The 21,158-nt window shown below is 64.6% G+C and carries 17 protein-coding genes and 6 pseudogenes; 15 read left to right on the forward strand and 8 right to left on the reverse strand.

Annotated elements, in window-relative coordinates; all coding sequences use genetic code 11:
* Positions 1–89 precede the first annotated feature (89 nt).
* A complete protein-coding gene (locus BLQ03_RS18625; protein ID WP_217629720.1) occupies positions 90–914 on the forward strand; it encodes a LysR substrate-binding domain-containing protein in 825 nt (274 codons plus the stop codon).
* A gap of 1,153 nt (positions 915–2,067) precedes the next feature.
* Here BLQ03_RS18625 and BLQ03_RS11785 read toward each other — a convergent pair.
* Positions 2,068–2,532 (reverse strand): GFA family protein, encoded by a 465-nt coding sequence (locus BLQ03_RS11785; RefSeq protein WP_245688858.1) that lies wholly within the window; start codon positions 2,530–2,532, stop codon positions 2,068–2,070.
* A gap of 142 nt (positions 2,533–2,674) precedes the next feature.
* Here BLQ03_RS11785 and BLQ03_RS18860 point away from each other — a divergent pair.
* Positions 2,675–3,037, forward strand: a pseudogene (locus tag BLQ03_RS18860) (hypothetical protein); the annotation flags it as partial.
* Between the two features lie 351 nt (positions 3,038–3,388).
* A complete protein-coding gene (locus tag BLQ03_RS11790) occupies positions 3,389–4,885 on the forward strand; it encodes a fused MFS/spermidine synthase (RefSeq protein WP_090756310.1) in 1,497 nt (498 codons plus the stop codon).
* 18 nt (positions 4,886–4,903) lie between these two features.
* On the opposite strand, the pseudogene BLQ03_RS11795 reads toward BLQ03_RS11790, so the two are convergent.
* A pseudogene (locus tag BLQ03_RS11795) lies at positions 4,904–5,104 on the reverse strand (transposase); the annotation flags it as partial.
* A gap of 56 nt (positions 5,105–5,160) precedes the next feature.
* Between BLQ03_RS11795 and BLQ03_RS11800 the strand changes: the two are divergent.
* The 5 genes and pseudogenes from BLQ03_RS11800 to BLQ03_RS11820 all read left to right on the forward strand — a co-directional run bounded on the left by BLQ03_RS11800 (position 5,161) and on the right by BLQ03_RS11820 (position 9,966).
* Entirely contained in the window at positions 5,161–5,520 is a 360-nt protein-coding gene (locus BLQ03_RS11800) for an ArsR/SmtB family transcription factor (RefSeq protein WP_090756311.1), read from the forward strand.
* 59 nt (positions 5,521–5,579) lie between these two features.
* Positions 5,580–5,947, forward strand: a pseudogene (locus tag BLQ03_RS11805) (ArsC/Spx/MgsR family protein).
* A 15-nt stretch (positions 5,948–5,962) separates the two neighbouring features.
* Positions 5,963–6,870: pseudogene (gene arsB / locus BLQ03_RS11810) on the forward strand (ACR3 family arsenite efflux transporter); the annotation flags it as partial.
* Between the two features lie 8 nt (positions 6,871–6,878).
* Entirely contained in the window at positions 6,879–8,159 is a 1,281-nt protein-coding gene (locus BLQ03_RS11815) for an MFS transporter (RefSeq protein WP_090756319.1), read from the forward strand.
* A gap of 337 nt (positions 8,160–8,496) precedes the next feature.
* Positions 8,497–9,966, forward strand: coding sequence for an APC family permease (locus tag BLQ03_RS11820; RefSeq protein ID WP_245688860.1), 1,470 nt, complete (start codon positions 8,497–8,499; stop codon positions 9,964–9,966).
* A gap of 81 nt (positions 9,967–10,047) precedes the next feature.
* Here the strand turns inward: BLQ03_RS11820 and BLQ03_RS18865 are convergent, their stop codons facing one another.
* Complete coding sequence (locus BLQ03_RS18865) at positions 10,048–10,500, reverse strand: hypothetical protein (protein WP_245688862.1); 453 nt, start codon at positions 10,498–10,500, stop codon at positions 10,048–10,050.
* A gap of 21 nt (positions 10,501–10,521) precedes the next feature.
* Between BLQ03_RS18865 and BLQ03_RS11830 the strand changes: the two are divergent.
* From BLQ03_RS11830 to proX, 6 genes and pseudogenes are all read left to right on the forward strand, one after another.
* Positions 10,522–11,883 (forward strand): annotated as a pseudogene (locus BLQ03_RS11830) (IS3 family transposase).
* Between the two features lie 76 nt (positions 11,884–11,959).
* A pseudogene (locus tag BLQ03_RS11835) lies at positions 11,960–12,898 on the forward strand (recombinase family protein); the annotation flags it as partial.
* Between the two features lie 154 nt (positions 12,899–13,052).
* On the forward strand, positions 13,053–13,550 hold the full coding sequence (locus BLQ03_RS11840) for a hypothetical protein (RefSeq protein ID WP_342672019.1): 498 nt from the start codon (positions 13,053–13,055) through the stop codon (positions 13,548–13,550).
* A 296-nt stretch (positions 13,551–13,846) separates the two neighbouring features.
* Positions 13,847–15,085 carry a quaternary amine ABC transporter ATP-binding protein gene (locus BLQ03_RS11845; protein ID WP_090756321.1) on the forward strand — a complete coding sequence of 413 codons (1,239 nt, stop codon included), beginning with the start codon at positions 13,847–13,849 and terminating at the stop codon, positions 15,083–15,085.
* Positions 15,069–16,001 (forward strand): ABC transporter permease, encoded by a 933-nt coding sequence (locus tag BLQ03_RS11850; protein WP_090756322.1) that lies wholly within the window; start codon positions 15,069–15,071, stop codon positions 15,999–16,001. The genes BLQ03_RS11845 and BLQ03_RS11850 overlap by 17 nt, the downstream gene beginning before the upstream one ends.
* Before the next feature lie 74 nt (positions 16,002–16,075).
* Positions 16,076–17,098 (forward strand): glycine betaine/L-proline ABC transporter substrate-binding protein ProX, encoded by a 1,023-nt coding sequence (gene proX / locus BLQ03_RS11855; protein ID WP_090756323.1) that lies wholly within the window; start codon positions 16,076–16,078, stop codon positions 17,096–17,098.
* Between the two features lie 399 nt (positions 17,099–17,497).
* Here the strand turns inward: proX and BLQ03_RS11860 are convergent, their stop codons facing one another.
* The 4 genes from BLQ03_RS11860 to BLQ03_RS11870 form a co-directional block, all read right to left on the reverse strand.
* A complete protein-coding gene (locus tag BLQ03_RS11860; protein WP_217629721.1) occupies positions 17,498–18,136 on the reverse strand; it encodes a PhzF family phenazine biosynthesis protein in 639 nt (212 codons plus the stop codon).
* Complete coding sequence (locus BLQ03_RS19015; RefSeq protein ID WP_217629722.1) at positions 18,129–18,338, reverse strand: PhzF family phenazine biosynthesis isomerase; 210 nt, start codon at positions 18,336–18,338, stop codon at positions 18,129–18,131. Before BLQ03_RS19015 ends, BLQ03_RS11860 begins: the two co-directional genes overlap by 8 nt.
* A gap of 423 nt (positions 18,339–18,761) precedes the next feature.
* Positions 18,762–19,055 (reverse strand): serine hydrolase, encoded by a 294-nt coding sequence (locus BLQ03_RS19020; protein WP_090756330.1) that lies wholly within the window; start codon positions 19,053–19,055, stop codon positions 18,762–18,764.
* A complete protein-coding gene (locus BLQ03_RS11870) occupies positions 19,052–19,924 on the reverse strand; it encodes a serine hydrolase (RefSeq protein WP_175558856.1) in 873 nt (290 codons plus the stop codon). The genes BLQ03_RS19020 and BLQ03_RS11870 overlap by 4 nt, the downstream gene beginning before the upstream one ends.
* 142 nt (positions 19,925–20,066) lie before the next feature.
* On the opposite strand from BLQ03_RS11870, the gene BLQ03_RS11875 reads away from it, so the two are divergent.
* On the forward strand, positions 20,067–20,867 hold the full coding sequence (locus BLQ03_RS11875; protein WP_090756336.1) for a LysR family transcriptional regulator: 801 nt from the start codon (positions 20,067–20,069) through the stop codon (positions 20,865–20,867).
* Here the strand turns inward: BLQ03_RS11875 and BLQ03_RS11880 are convergent.
* On the reverse strand, positions 20,839–21,158 hold a 320-nt coding region (locus BLQ03_RS11880; RefSeq protein ID WP_139166729.1), incomplete at its 5' end, for an integrase core domain-containing protein. The two genes, BLQ03_RS11875 and BLQ03_RS11880, sit on opposite strands and share 29 nt — an antisense overlap.

A 21,158-nucleotide genomic window follows, 5' to 3' on the forward strand; every position in this document is an offset into this window, starting at 1 on the left:
TCCCCACGTCAGCTTCGTATCGTGATCTCCCTGGCCGAGACCCGCAGCTTCAGCCGCACGGCCGAGGATTTCAGCGTAACCAACCGGCCTTGAGCCGCATCGTGAAAGGCATCGAGGAGGAGATCGGCGCACCGCTGTTCCTGCGCACGACACGGTCGGTGGTCCTGACGCGGGAGGGTGGATCACTTGTGCAAGTCGCCCGGCGAGTGGTTGAAAACTATGACGATGGGCTCCGTGCGATGCAGGGGATCGTGCAGCGGCAGGCGAGCCGCCTTTCCGTTGCCGCCCTGCCCTCGCTTGCCGCAATGCTGCTGCCGGCGGTCGCCCAGGCAGTGCGCGAGGCGGATCCTGAGGCACAGATCCATATCCGCGATGTTCTCTCGGATACGACCCTGGACCTCATGCTTGCGGGCGATGTCGACTTTGCCCTGACCTCTGCGGACCCGTCCCGCACCGATATCGTCTATGATGAATTCGTCCGCGACCGCTACGTGCTTCTGGCGCGAAACGATGACAAGCGCCTGGAAAACGGGGCACCTGCGGATCTGATGGATTGTCATGCGCTGGGGCTGCTGTCGATGCCCCAAGGAACCGCCGCCCGGCTTTATGCTGATGCTGCCTTCCTGCAGCGCGGCGCGCAGTTCCGACCACTCATGGAGTTCGAGCATCTCGCCACCATCGGCAAGTTCGTGACCGCAGGCTTCGGGGTCGGGTTTCTGCCGTGCCTTGCCGCGATGATGATCACCGAACCGGACCTGCGCATCGTCGATCTGGAGAACGCACCGGTGCGCTCACTCGGCGTGGTGCGGCACAAGGCACACAGACCATCGGCAATCGCAGGGCTCGCGATCAGCCGGGTGAAGCTGGAAGCGGGTCGGCTGGCAGCACATTCGCCATCCCGCATTCAGACATGAGGCAGGGATTTTCAGGAACCCAATTCGCTGCAGGAATCGAGAGTGGCGACTCTGGAGGCACACTGCAGGCTGCTCTTGCAGTGCTGGAGCCGATACCACCCCCTCGCCTGAATCGAGACAAGAATGAGATGCCTTACGCAGCTGTCGGGGATCGCATCACAGAAGTATCCGTCCGGATGCCTGAATGATATTCATGGGCGTTCTTGCCAGATGTTTCAACGTCCTCTGCCTGCCGGGAGGCGGCCTCGCGCTGGGCTGTTCGCACGAGGTGGCGGGCGGCGACAATGGCGCGGTGGATGGGGGCAGCGGCGGCCTGCTTTGCGGCCGGGATTGCGGCGCGGCTCTCCAGCCCGGTGCTCTGGTGCGTGACCCTCGCGGATCTCTTCGCGCGGGGGTTGGCTCAGGCGGGGCTCTCTCTGGACCGGGTAATCCATGTCGAGGCAGGGAACGAGCAGTCCGTGCTTGCCTGCATGGAGGAAGGGCTGCGGCATGGCGGCTTGGCAGCGGCTGTAGCGGAAGCGCATAGGCTCTCCATAACTGCCTCGCGGCGGCTGCACCTAGCCGCCTGGGAGAGCGGGACCATGGGGATTGCCCTGCGGCTCTGGCGGCGGCAGTCTGACACCTCGGACTTCGGCCAGCCCACGGCGGCGATGATGCGCTGGCAGATCTCGGTACTCCCCTCCGCGCCCCTGTCGGTGCCGGGCGTGAGGCGGCAACGCTGGCGCGTGGAACTGATCCGGGCCGCGCCGGCGAGAGCTTCGATCTCGAACTGGAGGGCTGCGATGAGGCGGGTGGTCTCGGTGTGGTTGCCGATGTGGCCGACAGATCGGCTGCGGCGCGCGCCTGGGAACGCAACGCCAGATGACGCGCCCTTGGTCGTTGCCGGCCGGGTGGGCAACCGGGGGGGGGGGGGGGCGAAGGGGGGGGGGGGGCGGGGGGGCCGGGGGGGGGGGGGGGGGATCACGGCAGCGGACGACGTGGCAAGTCGCCGTTTCTGGCCGCCTGCTGATAGATCAGGAAGCTCTCCCGCTACCGAAAATAACATCTTCCGACCGGCGGATGGGTCTGCCAGGGCCGCAGCGATTGCCCACATACATAGGCAAGGCAGCTTTCCTGGCGTCGCCGCGCCGGGCACGAAGGCGTGCCAGCATTGCTAGGGTTGCGGCCCGTCCGTGTCGGCCACGTAGTCGGCCATTAGTTGCGGAAAGTCGGCGGGATCCGGGAACCGCGGGTAGCTGCGGCGGGCGCCGGTGCGCGCCCATGGCAACGCCGCATCCGTCCAGCACTCCACGAACGGGGCTTCGGAGAACGGCGCGTCCAGCAGCATGGACCGGACGTTGACCAGGTCGCCTAGGAAGTCGGCCCGGGTAAACATCCAGCTGAGGCAGTAGCCACAGAAATGATGCTGCACCTCGCCCCGCAGCCCGCCCGGCACGGTTTCGCCCTGTGTGATGGCGAAGGCGGACTGGTGAAACAGCGCGCTGACTGAAAAGACGCTGGCCGTCATCTTCTGGCAGCCGTGGCAATGGCAGGCCATCGTCACCAGCGGTCGCCCCGCCACGCTGAACCGGACGCGTCCGCAGCGGCAGCCCCCTTCCTGCCGGTCGGCTTGGGTCACCTGTGCGTTCCTCCTTTAGTCGCGCGTGGGCCGCGCCTCATCACGGCGACAATGGTTTCCATCTTCGGCTGTTCGTCAGCCATCCCGAACGTAGCGCTGAGACCCTGATGCACCAAGATCGCGATGATCGCAGTGTGACATCGTGAACGCCTGCGGCGCCGGTGACGCGTACCGCTGCCACGGCGCCATTGCCGGCTGGCAGACCGTAGCATGCGAGCCCTTCTTTCGTGCAGATGGCAGTCAGGCCTTCACTCCCGATCCGCAATGACGGCCGCCCATGGAAGGAAGAGTGCCCAGCCGCAAAGGCCCGCAACGAGACAATCCGTGCCACGCGCCACCGTGGTCGGGCGTGTCTCGGAAGCGATGGACCAGATACCACACCTGAAGTTGGATCGAAACGAAGATACGCTGCCTCATGGCATTTGACGAACGATCGCCGCAAGAAACTCGACAGACCATCAAGATCCACATCCACGAACCCGGTAGGCGCCTTCCAGAGCCCTGACATGTGGCGCCACCGTCGGGATGGCCGGCGAAGCGGCTCCGGATAGCGAAGAGGGCCACGGCAGGACCTTGGGAAGCTGGCGGTCGGTCGCCAGTACGGTCCGTTATCTCGGTTTTGAGATCGAGGGCGCACCGAGCCTCTCCGAGAGCATCGACCTTTGATCATCTTGCGGTCGGCCCCCAACCGACGTTGGACTGCTCTCCTGTCCGCTATGTAGGGGGCAGGGTTTGCCACCGTTCGTATTCGTAGCGGCAAGTGTGCTCCATCGAGCCTTTCCTTGCCAGGCCGCCTGCGCCAACCTTCAACCGACAGGAGCTAGGCACTGTCTTCACGAACACCGGAGAGGCCGTCATGCACTTCTGGATCACGATCGGCTTGATTGTCGTTCTGTCGTCGGTGGGACTCACCTACGAGATCGCCGCGGGTCGAGTGCTCGCCCCATTTTTCGGCACCTCGCTGCTGACCTGGACGGCCGTCATCGCAACGGTCCTCGCCGGCTTCTCTCTGGGCAACGCGCTGGGGGGCTTCGTGGCCGAGCGCCGACGCGGCGCAGCGATCGGCCACGTCCGTGCTGCGCTGATCGCGACAGCCGTGCTGATGGCATTGTCGCCCACGATCCTCGGCCTGATTCACGCGGCAGGCGCGCGGGGAACAGGAGGAATGTTGCTCAGCGTGGTTTTGGCCTTCTTCCCAGGTTCTGTGTTCGTCAGCGTTCCATCGCCATTCCTGGCGAAGGTCGCCGTCGAGGCGCGGCCGGGCCGGGAGGGCTCCTCGCTCGGGCTTGTTCTTGCCGCCGGGTCGCTGGGCGCGATCCTGGGCGCGATCCTTGCAGGTTTCGTGGCTCTCCCGCTCGCAGGCTCCAGGGCGACTTTCGCCGCCTGCGGCGCCGCCACCCTTCTTTGCATACCGTTCATTCGGCGCAGCCCGCCAGGCACTGGCGGAGAGCCGGAACAGAAGCGTACGCCCGAGAAGGAGGCGGAGTCCGGGGTCACGATCGCGGCTGCGGCGCTGGCCGTCTTTGCGGGGATCGCCGGCAGTCCGACCTGCGAGTACGAGTCCGGCCTTTCCTGCATCCATGTCCTGCGCGAGGGTGGCGAGGTTCGCCTTTATGCCGACGGCACACTCCAGGCTGCCGAGCGGATTGTCCCGAACCGCGAAGACGGCGGAAGCTCTGCCTGGCTCGCACTCTCCTACTCGCATTGGCTGTGGGCACGGATGGACCATGATCTCGGCCCGTCGCCCTCTGTCCTGTTCATCGGTGGAGGCGGCTACACTTTGCCAACCACGTTGCTTGCCTCACGCCCGGAAGCGCAGGCCGTGGCGGTCGAGATTGATCCGCTCGTGACTTGGGTGGTTCGGCAGCACATGCCCCAAGCCGGTGCGATGATCGAACAGACTGGCTACGACGCGGGCGAAGATGACAGAGGCATCAAGGGACGGCTCGGCATCGTCCACACTGACGGACGAACCTATCTGACCGAGACCGATCGCCGCTTCGACGCCGCCGTCATGGACGCGTTCTCCTCGGGGTCGGTTCCGGCCCACCTGGCGACACGCGAGACCTACGAGCGCCTGCAGGCAATTGTAGATGGTCCTGTCTACGTAAACCTCATTGACGTGCCCGATGGGCCGCTTGCCCGCGGCGTTCACGCAATCCTCAGCAGCCTCTATCCGCATGTGCAGGCGGCCCAGGGGCCTCTGTCGTCTTGGGGGCGTGCCAACATCGTTCTCGCGGCCTCGGACACGCCGCTCGTTCCTCTGGACCCACTACCGAACGAGTACACCCCCACCCAGCTCTCACCGGCACGCCCCTTCACTGACGATCGAGGATGGGCTGGCCATCGGTAGAGCGGCCAAGAGCACCTGACAAAACCTTCTGATCTGGTTGAGGCAGATGAGGGCGCAGCCGAGGATCACGAAAGCCTCGTGGATGTCGGCACGCCGCTCGTAACGGATGGCGAGGCGGCGAAAGCGTTTGAGCCATGCCAGTGTTGGCTCGACGACCCAGCGGTGTCGGCCCCGCCTTTCGCTGCTGTCCATGCCTCGCCGGACAATGCGGGGCTTGATGGCACCCTCGCACCACCATGCCTCGACTTCTCATCATTCGTTGAGATGTTGGTTCGATGAACGAGCCTGAGGCTCTGGCCGCCTTTGCCGCCCTGTCCCAAGACACGCGGCTCCGGATCGTGCGGCTGCTGGTGCAGGCCGGGCCCGAAGGCATGTCGGCCGGAGCCATCGGGGAAGTTCTCGGGGGTGCCAGAACCTCAAGGCTGTCGTTTCACCTGACCCATCTCGAACATGCCAAGTTGATCCAGTCCCGGCGCGAGGGGCGGTTCATCATCTACAGTGCCGTTGATCCCGCCTTGGCCGGGCTCGTCGGCTTCCTGATGAAGGATTGCTGCCAAGGCCATCCCGAGATCTGCGCACCTGTCGTTGCGGCGCTGGAGTGTGACTGCGGTCCCACCATGACGGAAAGCGCCTGACCAGGGATGTCGTCATCTACCACAAACCGGACTGCGGCACCTCGCGCAATGCGCTGGCGATGATCCGCAATGCCAGCATCGAGCCGCATGTCATCGAGTATCTGAAGACGCCGCCCACCCGGGCGCTGCTGGTGCAGCTGATCGCCCGCATGGGGATCACGCCGCGCCACCTGCTGCGCGAGAAGGGCACGCCCTACGCCGAGCTTGGCCTGAACGATCTGTCTCTCTCAGATGAGGCGCTGCTCGATGCCATGATGGCGCATCCGGTCCTGATCAACCGTCCCATCGTGGTCAGCCCAAGGGTGTGCGGCTCTGCCGCCCTTCGGAGGCGGTGCTGGATCTGCTGCCGCTGCAACAGACGGTTTTCAGCAAGGAAGGCGGCGAACCGGTCGTGAATGCCCAAGGCAACCGCACCCGCTCCGCCTGACCAAAGGATATTGCGATGACCTCTCCACGTCCGGCGAGCCAACTTTCCTTTCTCGACCGCTACCTGACGCTCTGGATCTTCGCGGCCATGGCAGGGGGCATTCTCCTCGGGACGATCTTCACCGGCCTGCCGAATGCCTTGAACGAGTTGTCGGTCGGATCGACCAACCTCCCGATCGCCATCGGCCTGATCCTGATGATGTATCCGCCGCTCGCGAAGGTGCGCTACGAGGAGCTGCACCAGGTCTTTGCCGACAAGCGCGTGCTGCTGCTCTCGCTGGTGCAGAACTGGATCATCGGGCCGGTGCTGATGTTCGCCCTCGCCGTGATCTTCCTGCGCGACCAGCCTGAATACATGACCGGCCTGATCCTGATCGGCATTGCGCGCTGCATTGCCATGGTGCTGGTATGGAACCAGCTTGCGCGGGGCGACAACCAGTATGTCGCAGGACTGGTAGCCTTCAACTCGATCTTCCAGATCCTGTTCTTCTCCACCTACGCCTGGCTGTTCCTCACGGTCCTGCCGCCGCTCTTCGGGCTGGAGGGCAGCGTCATCAACGTGGGCTTCTGGACCGTCACCCAGGCCGTGCTGATCTACCTGGGCCTGCCATTCCTGGCCGGGTTCCTGACCCGCCGCATCCTGATTGCCCGCAAGGGGGCGCAGTGGTATCAGGGCGTCTTCCTGCCGAGGATCAGCCCAATCACGCTGGTGGCGCTGCTCTTCACCATCGTCGCGATGTTCAGCCTCAAGGCGGCGACGTGCTGCGCCTGCCGCTCGATGCGCTTCGGCTCGCCATCCCGCTGGTCCTGTATTTCCCCATCCAGTTTCTGGTCAGCTTCGCCATGGGCCGGCTGATCGCCAAGGACTATCCGCGCACCACGGCCATCGCCTTCACCGCCGCCGGCAACAACTTTCAAAAGGCCGCAACCTGATGACTGCTGCCCGTCGTTGGCCAGTCATATCCGCCCTCGGCATTGTCCAGATCCTGGCTTGGGGCAGCAGCTATTATCTAATGGCGGTTCTGGCGCAGCCGATCGTTACCGATACGGGCTGGCCTTTTGCTTGGGTGGTGGCGGCCATCTCAGTCGCGCTTGTCTGTGCGGGGCTGGCGTCGCCCCTTGTCGGGCGCTGGATCGCCCGGCTTGGCGGGCGCCCGGTGCTGGCGGTCGGATGCACCCTGCTGACGGCAGGGCTCCTGATCTGTGCCGGAGCGCCGGGCCTACCGGCCTTCTATTTCGGGTGGTGCGTCATCGGGCTTGGCATGAGCGCCGGGCTTTATGACCCAGCGTTCGCGACACTTGGCCGGCTCTATAAGGATCAGGCCAGGAGCGCGATCACAGCCCTAACGCTCTGGGGTGGGTTTGCGAGCACTGTCAGCTGGCCCCTTTCGACTTGGTTACTTGAGCAGTTCGACTGGCGCGGCACAGTGGCCATCTGGGCAGCCCTGCATGCGCTGGTCAGCCTGCCGCTGATCCTGTGCATGGTGCCCAGGGAACCGCGCGTGCCGATGAAGGTAAACCAGAAGGGGCAGGATGAACTGCGCCTTGGCGGAGCCGAAAGATGGGCCTTCCTGGTCATGGCGGCGATCCTCGTGCTGTCTGGCTTGGCCGTCACCATGATCTCGGTGCATCTGCTCACATTCCTGCAAGCCCAAGGAATTTCGCTTGCCGATGCCGTGGCGATCGGGGCGCTGCTCGGCCCCACACAGGTTGCCGCGCGCGTGGTCGAGATGGCGGGGCGAGGCCGCCATCATCCGATCTGGTCCCTGCTCTTTGCCTGCGGCAGCGTTGCGGCCGGCCTCATCCTCTTGGCGCTTGATCTTCAGTTCCCGGCACTGGCCATGATCCTCTACGGCGCGGGCAATGGCGTTTTCTCGATTGCACGTGGCGCATTGCCCCTAGCCCTATTCCACCCGGAGCGCTACCCAGCCTTGATGGGCCGGCTGGCGCGTCCCGCACTGTTGGCCCAGGCTGCGGCACCAGTGCTTGGGGGTGCCATGGTGGGCATGCTCGGCCCCGGCGCGGCGCTCGCCATCGTTGCGGCCCTCGCGCTGATCACCTTCGCCTTGGCTGCACTCCTGTCACAAGTATGCTCCGCCGGTTTCAGAGGCGCACACAGCTCAGAGCGCCTCTTCCGCGCCTGCAGATACGGCATACGCTGCGAGGTGGACGAACGGCGGCCAAGGGCTCAGAGCGGCCTTGCGGCACCGTAGTGGCCCTGGGGCGACGCCGAGCGAGGCTCCCGACGCTTTGCGGACCGCCCCCTAACCTCCGTGCTTCACTGTGACTTCTTCGATACGGTCATCTGTGCCTGCTGCAGCACCTGATTGCGGCAACCTGAGCAGCACGGAACACGCTGCCACTGGATTATCCCTCGGCGGAGGAACACGTTGTCCTGATGACATCGAGGCGATGCGTGCCTTTCGACATGTCTCGCTTGACCGAACGACCAGCTCCCGCCGAGTTGAGACTCAGGGATCGCAGGTGAATTTGCTTGCCGCGATGCAGCTTGACGCACATGCTTGAACGGAAGCCAGTCTGGGGGGCGATATGTCTGACGCATATCCGGCCGGGGCCACCTCGCCACATCAGCCTGAACTGCACCGCGTCATGGGCCCGAAGCTGTTGTTGCTGTTCATTGTCGGCGACATCCTGGGGACAGGCGTCTACGCCCTGACCGGCACGGTCGCGGCCGAAGTCGGGGGGGCTGCCTGGGCGCCGTTCCTCGTGGCCTTCCTGGTCGCAACCATCACGGCCATTTCCTATCTGGAACTGGTCACGCGCTATCCGCAGGCGGCCGGGGCTGCGCTTTATGCGCATCGCGCCTTCGGCATCCATTTCCTGACATTCCTCGTGGCCTTTACTGTGATGTGCTCCGGCATCACCTCGGCCTCGACCGCATCGAATGCCTTTGCGGGCTTTCTGAACGACGGGTTCAGCTTGGGCTTTCAGAAGGGCAGCGCCGGCATCCTGCTGATCGCCCTTGGCTTCATGGCGCTTGTCGCGGTGATCAACCTTCGCGGCGTGGGCGAAAGCGTCAAGGCGAACGTCGTCCTGACCTGCGTAGAGCTGACCGGCCTGCTGATGATCATCTTCGTGGGATTCTATGCGATGGCGCAGGGCCGGGCGGACTTTTCCGAAGTGATGGTCTTCCAGTCCTCCGAGGAAAAGAGCGCCTTCCTGTCCCTGACTGCCGCCACTGCACTGGCCTTCTTCGCGATGGTGGGCTTCGAGGATTCGGTCAACATGGCCGAGGAGGTCAAGGACCCGGTCCGCATCTTCCCACGCATCATGCTGACCGGGCTGGCGATCACGGGCGTCATCTACATCCTCGTGTCGATCTGCGCCGTGGCTCTGGTGCCCGTGGGTGATCTTTCCAACCCCGACAAGGGTTCCGCCCTGACGCAGGTGGTGCGTGCGGGAGCGCCGAACCTGCCTTTCGACACGATCTTTCCCTTCATTGGAATGTTCGCGGTGGCAAACTCCGCGCTCATCAACATGCTGATGGCCAGCAGGCTGATCTATGGCCTTGCGCGTCAGGGGGTGCTGCCGCATGGCCTCGGGCTGGTCCATCACACCCGGCGCACACCTTGGGTTGCAATCCTCTTCACGACCGCATTGGCCTTCGGGCTGATCTACTTCGTTGTCACCCGCTCTGACCTGCCAGCCGTCAGCCTGCTGGGGGGAACTACCTCGCTGTTGCTGCTCTGCGTGTTCACTATCGTCAACATCTCGCTGATCGTGCTGCGCAGACGCCCTGTTGGCCATGCCCATTTCCGTGCCCCCTCTCTCCTGCCATGGTTCGGTGCGGCGTCCTGCGCCTTCCTGGCCGGTCCTTGGGCGAGAAGCGCGGCGCAGATGGATCAGTATCGCATCGCAGGATGGCTGCTTGTCATAGGCATAGTCCTGTGGGCGGCAACATGGCTGTGGAACCGGGTGCTGCGCCAGAGGCCCCATCCCGGCAGCCTAGGTAATGTGGACCAGATGCGAGAGCATCACGGTGATGCCCCGAGGAACTAGAGGGGAAGACAGCGGCCCTTAGCGGACGGTCAGCAAGCGACAATGCTGCATTGCCGCCTCGCCGAAGCGGACATTGGCCGATCAAGGAAAACCCGTTTGCGTCCAAAGTCCGCTATGCGGGACAACCGAAGGACGGACCGAGAGCACGAAGCATGCGGGCCTGCCGCCCGCGCGCTGAACGTGCCAGGCGAGTTGGCCTCCAGAACCGTGGCAGCGCTCATCTTCAAGGGATTGACTGTCGAATACCTCATCCATTGCTGCCGCAAGGTTGAGCCGGGCGACACTGTTCTCTGGCACGCCGCCGCGGGCGGCATCGGTTCCGTTGCCTGCCAATGACTGTCGAGCAAGGGGGTCACCGTCATCGGCACAGTCGGTTCGGCTGAAAAGGTCGCGATCGCAAAGGCGAACGGCTGCAGCCATGTCATCAACTACCGCGAGGAAGACTTCGAGGCGCGCGTCAGGAAGATCACTGTCCCGGATCAGCGCCCATGAGACAGACCGGGGCATTTCATGAGAGGAGGATGACTGGTTCATCGTAGCCGCCAAGGAGCGAAGCTGAAGCAGGCATCCCGGCCAACCAGGAAGGCCCCCGCCGAGGCCGTACTGAAGGACATCCGGCGCGCCACGCGTCGTCAGTTTTCGGCGGAGGAGAAGATCCGCGTCGTGCTGGAGGGCCTGCGCGGCGAGGACAGCATCGCCGAGTTGTGCCGGCGCGAGGGCATCAGCAGCTCGATGTACCACAGCTGGTCCAAGGAGTTCCTGGAGGCTGGCAAGCGCCGCCTGGCGGGAGACACTGCCCGGGCGGCCACGTCGGACGAGGTGAAGGAACTGCGCCGCGAGGCCAGCGCGCTCAAGGAGGTCGTGGCGGATCTCACCCTGGAGAACCGCCTGCTCAAAAAAAAAAAAGCATGAGCGGGGCTGGGGACGACGACGCATGAGGTACCCCGCAGCCGAGAAGGGCGAGATCATCCGCCTGGTGGAGCAATCCCATCTCCCCCGTTCGGCGCACCTTGGAGAAGCTCGGGATCCCAAGAGCGACCTTCCATAGGTGGTACGACCTCTCTGCCAGACGGGCGGACCCGAGGCGCTGGATGACCGCCCCTCCGGCCACGCCAGATCTGGAACCGCATCCCGGACGAGGTCCGGGCCAAGGTCATCGCGCTGGCTCTGGAGCAGCCGGAGCTATCCCCTCGCGAGTTGGCCCTACGCTTCACCGACGAGCAGCGGTACTTCGTTTCCGAGGCGTCGGTGTACCGCCTCCTGAAGGCCCGGGACCTGATCACCAGCCCGGCCTGCATTGTCGTGAAGGCCGCCGACGAGTTCGCCGACAAGACCGCGACCCCGAACCAGCTCTGGCAGGCGGACTTCGCCTGTCTCAAGGTCACCGGCTGGGGCTGGTACGACCTGTCCACCGTGCTCGACGGCTTCTCCTGCTTCGTGGTGGCCTGGAAGCTCTGCGCCACCATGCAGGCCAGCGACGTCATGGAGACGCTGGACCTCGCGCTGTCAGCTTCAGGGCTCGACCAGGTGAAGGTCCGGCACCGCCCGCGGCTGCTGAGCGACAATGGCGCGAGCTGCATTGCGGGCGACCTCGCGGAGTGGCTCGAGGATCAAGGCATGACCCACATCCGCGGCGCGCCTCGCCATCCTCAAACCCAGGGCAGGATCGAGCGCTGGCACCAGACGCTCAAGAACCGGATCCTGCTCGGGCACAACTCCCTGCCCGGGGCGCTCGAGGAGCAGGTCGCGGCCTTCGTCGAGCACTGCAACCATGCCCGCCCACACGAGAGCCTGGGCAATCTCACCCCCGCCGACGTCTGCTTCGGCCGCGGCGAGGCCATCCTGGCCGAACGCGAGCGTATCAAGCGAAAGACCCTGACCCGACGGCGCTTGCAGCATCACACCGCAACCGCCTGACCCCACCCCCAGATGGACCAGACCCTCCGATCCTGAGCTCACCCATCGGTCTCAAATCATCTGACGACGGACAGCCACCACCTCCATGGGCCGGCTGACGCTCAACATCCTGCTCAGCTTCGCCCAGTTCGAGCGCGAGGTCACCGCCGAGCGCATCCGCGACAAGGTCGCGGCCTCGCGCCGGAAGGGCATCTGGATGGGCGGCGTGCCGCCCTTCGGCTACCGGGTCGAGAACCGCAAGCTGGTGGTTGACGAGGAGACCGCCAGCCATGTGCGCTGGATCTTCGCCCGCTTCCTCGAGTTGAGCTCCTGCACGGAACTGGCGCGGGAGGTTGATGCGCGTGGGTTGCGGACCCCCCGCGGCAACCGGATCGACAAGAAGTACCTCTACCGAATGCTCGGCAATCGCGCCTACATCGGCGAGGCGGTCCACAAAGGGGCAAGCTATCCAAGCGAGCACGAGGCCATCATCGACCCGGACACCTGGGACAAGGTCCACGCGATCCTCAAGGAAAGCCCGCGCACGCGTGCCGCCCGCACGCGGGCCGACACCCCTGCCCTCCTCAAGGGGCTGCTCTACGGTCCCGACGGTGCCGCCTTCTCGCCCACCCACACCCGCAAGAGCGATCGGCTCTACCGGTACTACGTCAACCAGACGATCCTGAAGCATGGCGCCGGCGCCTGCCCTATTGCCCGGGTGCCTGCGGGCGAGATCGAGGCGGCCGTGCTGGGCCAGCTGCACGCGGTGTTCCGCCAGCCCGAGATCATCTCCGGGACGTGGCAGGCTGCACGAGAGCAGGCTAACGGGATCACCGAAGATGATGCGCGCGTGGCCCTCCAGCAACTCGATCCGCTCTGGGACGAGCTCTTCCCGGCCGAGCAGGTGCGGATCGTCTCCCTGCTCGTCGAGCGCGTGGACATCGGCACCGAGGGGCTGACGGTTCGGCTCCGGGTCGACGGGCTCGTGGGGCTGACGCGGGAGATGCAGGCCGGTGAGCTGGAGCGGGTGGCATGACGTGCCCTAGATCTGTGTCCATGGCCCCGGCCCTTGTTGAGCTCCTGACGGGGCGCATGGAGCTCGCTGCCCAGCGACTGAAAAGCTAGCGCCGGTTAATCGGATTTTCAGGCGGTCGACACGGTTTGCGGGCTGGCAAGCCGGAGAATGCCGCATGAGACACGCAGCGCCCCTGCCCGACGCCCTGATCCTTCAGGTCCCCTTCCGCATCATCAAGCGTAGCGGGCGCAAGGAGATGGTGCTGCCTGCGGGTGCACCGCAGCAGCGCCGGACGGACAGCACGCTGGTCCGGGCGCTGGGCCGAGCCCTCCGGTGGAAGCGGATGCTGGACACGGGGGCGTGCCTGACCATTGCCGAATTGGCCGAGCACGAGGGCATCGCCGTGTCCTACATCAGCCGGATGATGCAGCTGACCCTGCTCGCGCCCGACATCGTGGAGGCCATCCTGGATGGCCGGCAAGGGCCGGAGGTGACGCTGGTCCGAATATCGGAGCCGCTTCCGGTCGAGGGGAGAAGCAGCGCAGCCGGCTGGTACAACAGACGTAATCCACCTACTGCCGACGGTCGTTCTGGACGTCGCCTCGCATCAGAGCTTCTCCGGAGCGGCCCGCCGTATCCCCTGAAGCAGTCAGGTAGACAACGTCTGGTATAAGCAGACGCTTCGGTCATACCTAGCGATCCACTCTGCCGTCGGATCGACGCTCTTGCGGCGACGAACTGCACCAGAAGTAATCAACCCAAGAATCCAAGTTCCTCCACGTGTTGTCTTTTTTCACTATTCGGTCTAGAGACTTTCACATTCGCTGGTCTTGGACGCTCCACCTGATGCGTCTTGCGCGCTCCTGATCGGATAGGAGCTTTGCGTAGTGCCGCTTTTCGGCGCGGGGCCTTCATTCATGCGTCGGTCCTCCGGGCCGGCATGTCATCAGGGCCTGAAGACGGAGTCACATGCAGGATGCAAAGCTGGCGGTAAGCCATGCCTTCAAGATTTTCGGAAACGATGCCCCTGCCGTGCTGAAGCTGCTGCGGCAGGGGAAAAGCAAGCAGGAGATCCTCGCCCAGACCGGCGCGACGGTGGGCGTTCAGGACGCCTCCTTCGAGGTACGCGAGGGTGAGATCTTCGTCGTCATGGGTCTGTCCGGCTCGGGAAAGTCCACCTTGGTGCGGATGCTCAACGGGCTGATCCCACCCACCGCCGGGCAGATCCTCATCGGCGGAGAGGATATCGCCCAAGCCTCCCCCGCCGCGCTGCGCCGCATCCGGCGCGACAAGATCTCGATGATCTTCCAGCATTTCGCCCTGTTCCCGCACTGGACGCTGGCCGAGAACGTGGCCTACGGGCTCAAGATCAACGGGGTTCCCCGCGAAAGCCGCCACAAGCGCGCGCTCGAGGTGCTAGAACAGGTCGGGCTCGCGCCTTGGGCCGACAGCCTGCCGTCCGATCTGTCGGGCGGAATGCAGCAGCGCGTCGGCCTTGCGCGCGGGCTCGCCGCCGGGTCCGACATCCTGCTGATGGACGAGCCCTTCGGCGCGCTCGACCCGCTGATCCGGCGCGAGATGCAGATGGAACTGTTGAACCTTCAGCAGACGCTGAAGAAGACCATCGTCTTCATCACCCATGACCTGAACGAGGCGCTGCTGCTGGGCAACCGCATCGCCATCATGAAGGACGGCTGCATCGTCCAGATCGGCACCGCGCAGGAGATCGTGACCGCGCCCGCCGACGACTATGTCGCGGCCTTCGTGGCCGATATCGACCGCGGCCGCGTCTTCACCGCCGATGACGTATCGAGCCAGCCCACGACGATCCAGCTGCGCCAGACCAGCGTCCGCGACGCCCTGCGCATGATGGAGCAGGGCGGAGCCCATGCCCTTTACGTCATGGATGGAGAGCGGGTGGCCGGCGTCGTGACCTATCAGCAGCTCGCCGCGTCGGAGATGGACCCGAGCCCCACCACCACGCTGCAAGATGCGCTGATCACCGATTTCCCCACCGTGGATGCCTCGACCAGCCTCAGCGAACTTTACGGTGCCGCGGGTTCCGGCCTGCCCATCGCCGTCACCGACGAGCGCGAGCGTCTCGTGGCCGTGGTCGAGCCCTCGGACGTGCTGGCGCATCTGTCGGGCGACGCCGTCGCTGCCGAAGCTCTCGCGAACAAGGAGCAAGCCAATGCTCAGCCCCGCTGACATCGTGACCCTTCCCTTCGACGACTGGGTGAACGCCTTCGTCCGGGGCTGGCTGGTGCCGAATTTCCGGCCCTTCTTCCGCGCAGCGCAGGTGCCGATCACCTCGGTGCTGGGGTGGCTCGAGGCCGCCTTCCTGGCGGTGCCGATGCTGGTGACCACGGCGCTTTTCGCGCTGGCGGCATGGAAGACCGCCGGGCGCGGAATGGCGATCTTCACGATCCTCGGCTTTGCCTTCGTGGACATGATCGGCCTTTGGGACGACACCATGACGACGCTGGCGATGATCCTGACGGCGGTCTTCTTCTGCGCCGTGATCGGGATTCCGGCCGGCATCCTCGCCGCGCGCTCAAACCTCGCATGGCGGATCATGCGGCCCGTGCTGGACGTGATGCAGACGATCCCTTCCTTTGTCTACCTCGTGCCGATCGTGATGCTGTTCGGGGTCGGGATGACGCCCGGCATCATCGCCACCATCGTCTTCGCCCTGCCTCCGATCGTGCGGCTGACCAACCTCGGCATCCGCAATGTCCGCGCCGACCTGATCGAGGCCGCCGAGGCCTTCGGGTCCACCGGCTGGCAGATGCTGTGGGACCTGCAGCTGCCGCTGGCGATGCGGACGATCATGGCGGGCCTGAACCAGACGCTGATGATGGCGCTGTCCATGGTCGTCATCGCCGCCCTGATCGGCGGCGGCGGCCTGGGCCTCGTCGTCAACACCGGCCTCGGCCGCATGGACGTGGGCGGCGCGACCGCCGGCGGCGTCGGCATCGTGGTGCTTGCCATCGTGCTGGACCGCATCACGCAAGGCCTGGCCGAGCGTTCGGGCGTCCGCGGCGCCTCGCTGCGCCAGACGCTGGCGGGCTTCTTCCGCCCGCGGGCCACAGCGCCCGCGCTGGAAGCCGAGAAGGCAGGCTGAGCCTGCCCCTTCGCATGGCGGGCCGTCCCCGGCCCGTCCATCTGCAAATCGAAAGAAGAGAAAAGGAGACCCGTATGCTGTCCCGGCTCAAGTCCCCCCTGATCGCAACCGCCGCGCTGGCGCTGATCGCGGCCATGCCCGCGCAGGCGCAGGAGCGCCCCGGCGAGGGCCAGTCGATCACCATGGCCCGCCCCAGCTGGGACACCGGCTGGTTCCAGACCGAGGTCTTCAGCCAGCTTCTGCGCGAACTCGGCTATGACGTGTCCGAGCCGATGACGCTGGACAACCCTGCCTTTTACCAATCGGTCGGCTATGGGGACGTGACCATGTGGGTGGACGGCTATTTCCCTGGCCATTCGACCTACAGCAACTTCTATGAACAGGGCGCCGAGGTCGTGGGCATGGTCGCGCCGCGCGGTTCAATCGAGGGCTACCTCGTGGACAAGCCGACGGCCGAGCGGCTGGGGATCACCTCGGTCGAGGATTTCAAGCGCGACGAGGTCAAGGAAGCCTTCGACCGTGACGGCGACGGGCGCGCGGACCTGGTCGCCTGCCCGCCCGGCTGGGCCTGCGAGATGGTGCTGGAGCATCACCTCGATGCGTATGACCTGCGCGACCACGTGAACCCGATCAAGGCGGGCTATGCCGCCGCCATGGCCGACGCGGTCGCCGCCCATGGCGCGGGCGAGCCGGTGTTCTTCTACACCTGGACGCCCAACTGGACGGTGAATGAGCTTGTACCCGGCGAGGATGTGGTCTGGATCGAGGTGCCCGAGGTGGACCTGCCCGAGAACCTGATGCACCTGGCCGACACCGCCACGAGCAGCGGCATCGAGGGCTGCGTGAACGACCCCTGCAGGCTGGGCTTTCCATCGAACGACATCGTCTCGGTTGTGAACAGCGCCTTTCTGGAAGAGAACCCGGCCATCCGTGCCTTTCTGGAAGCCGCCGAGGTTCCGGCCGCCGAGATGTCGGCCCAGAACGCGAAGATGAACGCCGGCGACACCGACATCGCGGCTCATGCGGCTGCCTGGATCGCCGACAACCGCGCGACCGTGGACGGCTGGCTGAAACAGGCGCGCGCAGCAGCCCGTTAAGGCTTCAATCCAAGGTGCTCAGATCGGGCGCGAAATGCCGACGCCCGATCTCATTTGTCGAGCCTAGCGCCACTCCTTTATCGGTCTGCTTTCTGCACTTAGCCTTGGGCAATTGTCGCCGAGGCTGTTGATCGTGCTGCGGCAATGAACGTCCAAGATGTCGCATTAGCGACACTATCGGCCGCTTGCGCCGCAGCAGGGGCGAGTAACTGCTTCAAGGCAGCTTCCATTTGGCGCGCGACCAAGCACGAGCGGCAGCGAGGAAGGAGACGCGTCACGCCGTATCTACACATGACCATCCCTACGGGGTCTCGTCTTAACGACCGCTTTGCGGGACGTAGTGGATATTATCCGGCGCTCTGGTGATGCGGCAGTGCAGGTCCTGAAGCGACCGTAAGGCTAGAACGTCACGCTCCCGCTGATGTTGGTTCTGGTGTCTCCACCGATCCAGATGTCGTTCCCAATCTGATCCACGTGAACCCGACCGGCCCGGCCAAGCTTCGTTCCCTGGCAGGCAATATAAGAGCGAGGCGCGCGGCCGCTCCCGATCAGCCATTGCGCGAGGCTGGCATTCAGGCTGCCGGTCACTGGGTTTTCCTTCACACCCGCACCCATGGCAAAGGCCCGAACCTCGAACTGCGCCTCCGTGCCGTCCTGCACTGCGTCCCAGGCTCCAACCACGCCAAGCTTGAGATCATTGAGCGCGGCATAGTCGGGATCAAGGGCGAGAACCTCGGCCCTGGAGCCGAGTTGGACCGCGACCCAACCAGGACCATTGTCGGCCCACTGCGCATCAAGGATACTTTCGCGCTCGATCCTCAGCCCGTCCGCGATGCGGATCAGCAAGGCCTCGTCCAAAGGGCCAGAGCGCAGCAGGTCCGGCGCGGCAAATGCCAGCCGTCCGTCATGGCGGCGCACTGGCACGAGGCCCAGCTTGCATTCCTGCACGACCACATCACCGCGCGGTGCCCCGCCATTGGTCAACCAGGCGTGGCAGGTTCCAAGGGTCGGGTGGCCGGCAAAGGGAAGCTCACCCACCTGTGAAGATGCGGACGCGATAGTCAGCCTCGGGCGTGGTGGGTTTAAGCAGGAATGTAGTCTCGCTCAGGTTTGTCCATTTTGCGAAATCCGCCATCTTGCGATCGGACAGATCATCGGCGCCGATCACGACCGCGACCGGGTTTCCCTTGAACGGCTCGGATGAAAACACATCGACTTGTTGGAATTTCAAATCCGGCATCTCGCCCCTCGTTTCAGTTCAGCGTTCCTGCACAGCAAGGCGGCAGGCAAGTCCAGGGAAGGTGGTGCTGCCCGCGACCGACGACCTGAACCAGCCGACCAGAAGGACAACAGGCACGAGCCAGAGTATCACCATCCTCGCCCTTAGACCTGCGGATCTATCATGATGCCCTCGATTGGACAGGATTGCTGCCCGCTATCGCCGGCTGACAGGATGTCGTCCACGATTGGACCACGCTCGATGTCTACAGTGGTATTATCAAGGCGATGGCTGAGTGACGGCTTCGGGCCCCGCATCTGGTCAGCTCGGGCGTCCTACCACATTGCGGCTTCATGCCGGCCCTCGCATGCCTCGCAACATCTCCGGGCGCTGACCGGCCCGACTGCAGGGAGGCGCCGCCGTCCGCGGCGCCTCCCTGCCCCCTTATCGATCAGCCTGCTCGAGGACCTGGTTAATCAGTTCCAAAGTTGCTTCGGCTCTGACGGGGTTGGGATGGTTCCGGTTGGTCAGGACCACCACGCCGATCCGCTCGGACGGGATCATCGCGACATAGGATCCGAAGCCGTTGGTCGCCCCGGTCTTGTTGAGGAAGACCTCGCCGTCGAGGGCTCTCAGGGCATGGTGCGCCACCGGCTGCGGCGTCATTGCCATGACGGCCGAGTTGCCTACCGCGAGTTCGGCAGCATCCACCGGCCACGGATGTCCTTCCCAGATCATCGCCTGGGCATAGTGCGCGGTCTCGAACTCGGACAGGCGGTCCGGGCAAGCGCCGCTGTCATCCCGTCCGCAAGGGCGAGATTGCCGAGGTGAGCGTCGAGGAAACGGGTCATGTCGGTGACGCTGGACTTGATGCCGTAGGCTTCGGCGTCGAGCAGGCCGGGGTTCACCCGAACCGGAGTGTCATCGGTGCGCGAATATCCGAAAGCGTAACGTCCCATCTCGGCCTCCGGCACGTCGATGAAAGTGCTGCCGAGACCCAGCGCAGGCAGCAGGTCCTCAGCGAGGGCCGATTCATACGACTTCCCGAACTGCGCGCCGGTGATCAGGCCGAGGAGGCCGATGCTGACGTTTGAGTAGGAGCGGACTGACCTGGTGTCTCCCTCGGGTTTCCAGTCTGCCAGGTAGGTCAACAGGCTCTGGGTGTCGGTGATGTCATCCGGAACCTGCAAGGGCAGGCCGCCGGTGACATGGGCCGTCAGGTCGGAAAGCGGGATCCGGTCAAAGGCGCTGCCGGCAAGCGCAGGCAGCTCTGCGGAGACGGGATCCTGCAAGGACAACAGGCCCCGCTCCTCGGCTAGGCCGGAGAGCGCCACGTTGAACAGCTTGCTGTTCGACCCCAGCTCTAAGAGCGTGTCCCTGTCGACGGGACGCGAGGCCGCCCGGTCGGCCAGACCGTCCGTGAAGAAGAACCGTTCGCCGTCGAGCGTGAGGCCGATCGCGATGCCTGAGATATCGAATTTCTCGATCACGGGCCGGAAGACCCTTTCGCTGATCTCTTGGAGTTCCTGATCAGTCAGTCCCTGCGCATAGGCAGGGGCGGTGAGCATCACCGTAGCGAACCCCAGAAGTCGGACGCTGGTCATCATCAATGCCTTGCGGTTGGCCGGGGCGCGATGGCGCCGCCTGGGACACATGAGAAAAATTCTGCCCGTTACATCTATGGCGACCTGCAAGCAGCCACAAAGCATCGTTTCTTGCTGCTGGATTGAGGAAAACTAATAAGGCACCATGGATCGCCCCATCATTCCCCTGAGCGCCCTGCGGGCCTTCGAGGCGGCCGCACGCCACCTGACGCTCTCCAAGGCGGCGGTCGAGCTCTGCGTAACGCAGGCGGCGCTCAGCCACCAGATCCGCAACCTCAAGGACCGTCTTGGTGTCGCACCGTTCCGGCGGGTGCCACGAGAGTTGGTGCTGACCGAGGAAGGCGCGGCTCTGGCCCCCGTGCTGACCCGATCCTTGGATGCGATCAGCGACACGCTCGACCGTTTCTCGGGCGACCGCTATCATGAGGCACTGCATGTCGGCGTAGTCGGGACCTTTGCGACAGACTGCTCATTCCGCGGCTGGCGCGCTACGAGGCGGCCTATCTGGGAAGTGGACCTGCGCGTCTTCACCAACAACAACCGCGTTAGCATCCCTGGCAAAGGACTGGACCTTGCAATCCGCTTCGGTGACGGCTCCTGGCATGGCCTCGATGCTTGCCGCATCATGGACGCCCCTCTGACCCCGATGTGCGCACCAACCCTCACCTCCTCGATCATCCATCCCGAGGACCTCGGCACGCAGCGCCTGCTGCGGTCCTATCGGGCCAGCGAATGGGAGCGATGGTTCACCAGCCTGGGATTGAACTGCCCGCCCCTGCGGGACCCGATGCTCGACAGTCCGTGGCACTGGCCGACATGGCATCGCAAGGTCACGGAGTTGCCCTGCTTCCCCCCGCACTCTTCACACACTGGACAGCGACAGGCCGCCTTGTTCGCCTGTTCGATCATTTGTCCACTTAACCTTCTTGGCTTACGAAAGACATAACGGTCTCGATGGGTCGGCGTCCCATGTTGCGATAGCCGAGATGCGGCCGTTCGGTGTTGTAGCGGACAAGCCAGGCATCGAGATCGGCCTGCAGTGCCTCGACGCCATCGTAGAAGTTGTCCCGCATGGCCACGCGGAAGAATTCATCCAGCACGGTGCCGTTGAAGCGTTCGACGAAGCCATTGGTGCGGGGCGTTCGGACCTTGGTGCGGCGATGCTCGATACCGTTGAGGTCGAGATAAAGTTCATACGGATGCCGCTCGGTGCCGCAGAACTCGCGGCCATTGTCGG

The sequence above is a fragment of the Paracoccus chinensis genome (assembly GCF_900102885.1).
Taxonomy (GTDB): domain Bacteria; phylum Pseudomonadota; class Alphaproteobacteria; order Rhodobacterales; family Rhodobacteraceae; genus Paracoccus; species Paracoccus chinensis.

What these genes read in the sequence shown, in the direction of transcription:
- BLQ03_RS11850 (WP_090756322.1), top strand. Translation starts at nt 15,069, where the DNA reads ATGCTCAGCCCCGCTGACATCGTGACCCTTCCCTTCGACGACTGGGTG.
- BLQ03_RS11815 (WP_090756319.1), top strand. Translation starts at nt 6,879, where the DNA reads ATGACTGCTGCCCGTCGTTGGCCAGTCATATCCGCCCTCGGCATTGTC.
- BLQ03_RS11875 (WP_090756336.1), top strand. Translation starts at nt 20,067, where the DNA reads ATGGATCGCCCCATCATTCCCCTGAGCGCCCTGCGGGCCTTCGAGGCG.
- BLQ03_RS11845 (WP_090756321.1), top strand. Translation starts at nt 13,847, where the DNA reads ATGCAGGATGCAAAGCTGGCGGTAAGCCATGCCTTCAAGATTTTCGGA.
- BLQ03_RS11790 (WP_090756310.1), top strand. Translation starts at nt 3,389, where the DNA reads ATGCACTTCTGGATCACGATCGGCTTGATTGTCGTTCTGTCGTCGGTG.
- BLQ03_RS11870 (WP_175558856.1), bottom strand. Translation starts at nt 19,924, where the DNA reads ATGATGACCAGCGTCCGACTTCTGGGGTTCGCTACGGTGATGCTCACC.
- BLQ03_RS11800 (WP_090756311.1), top strand. Translation starts at nt 5,161, where the DNA reads ATGAACGAGCCTGAGGCTCTGGCCGCCTTTGCCGCCCTGTCCCAAGAC.
- BLQ03_RS19020 (WP_090756330.1), bottom strand. Translation starts at nt 19,055, where the DNA reads ATGATCTGGGAAGGACATCCGTGGCCGGTGGATGCTGCCGAACTCGCG.
- proX (WP_090756323.1), top strand. Translation starts at nt 16,076, where the DNA reads ATGCTGTCCCGGCTCAAGTCCCCCCTGATCGCAACCGCCGCGCTGGCG.
- BLQ03_RS11840 (WP_342672019.1), top strand. Translation starts at nt 13,053, where the DNA reads ATGAGACACGCAGCGCCCCTGCCCGACGCCCTGATCCTTCAGGTCCCC.
- BLQ03_RS11820 (WP_245688860.1), top strand. Translation starts at nt 8,497, where the DNA reads ATGTCTGACGCATATCCGGCCGGGGCCACCTCGCCACATCAGCCTGAA.
- BLQ03_RS19015 (WP_217629722.1), bottom strand. Translation starts at nt 18,338, where the DNA reads ATGCCGGATTTGAAATTCCAACAAGTCGATGTGTTTTCATCCGAGCCG.
- BLQ03_RS18865 (WP_245688862.1), bottom strand. Translation starts at nt 10,500, where the DNA reads ATGAACCAGTCATCCTCCTCTCATGAAATGCCCCGGTCTGTCTCATGG.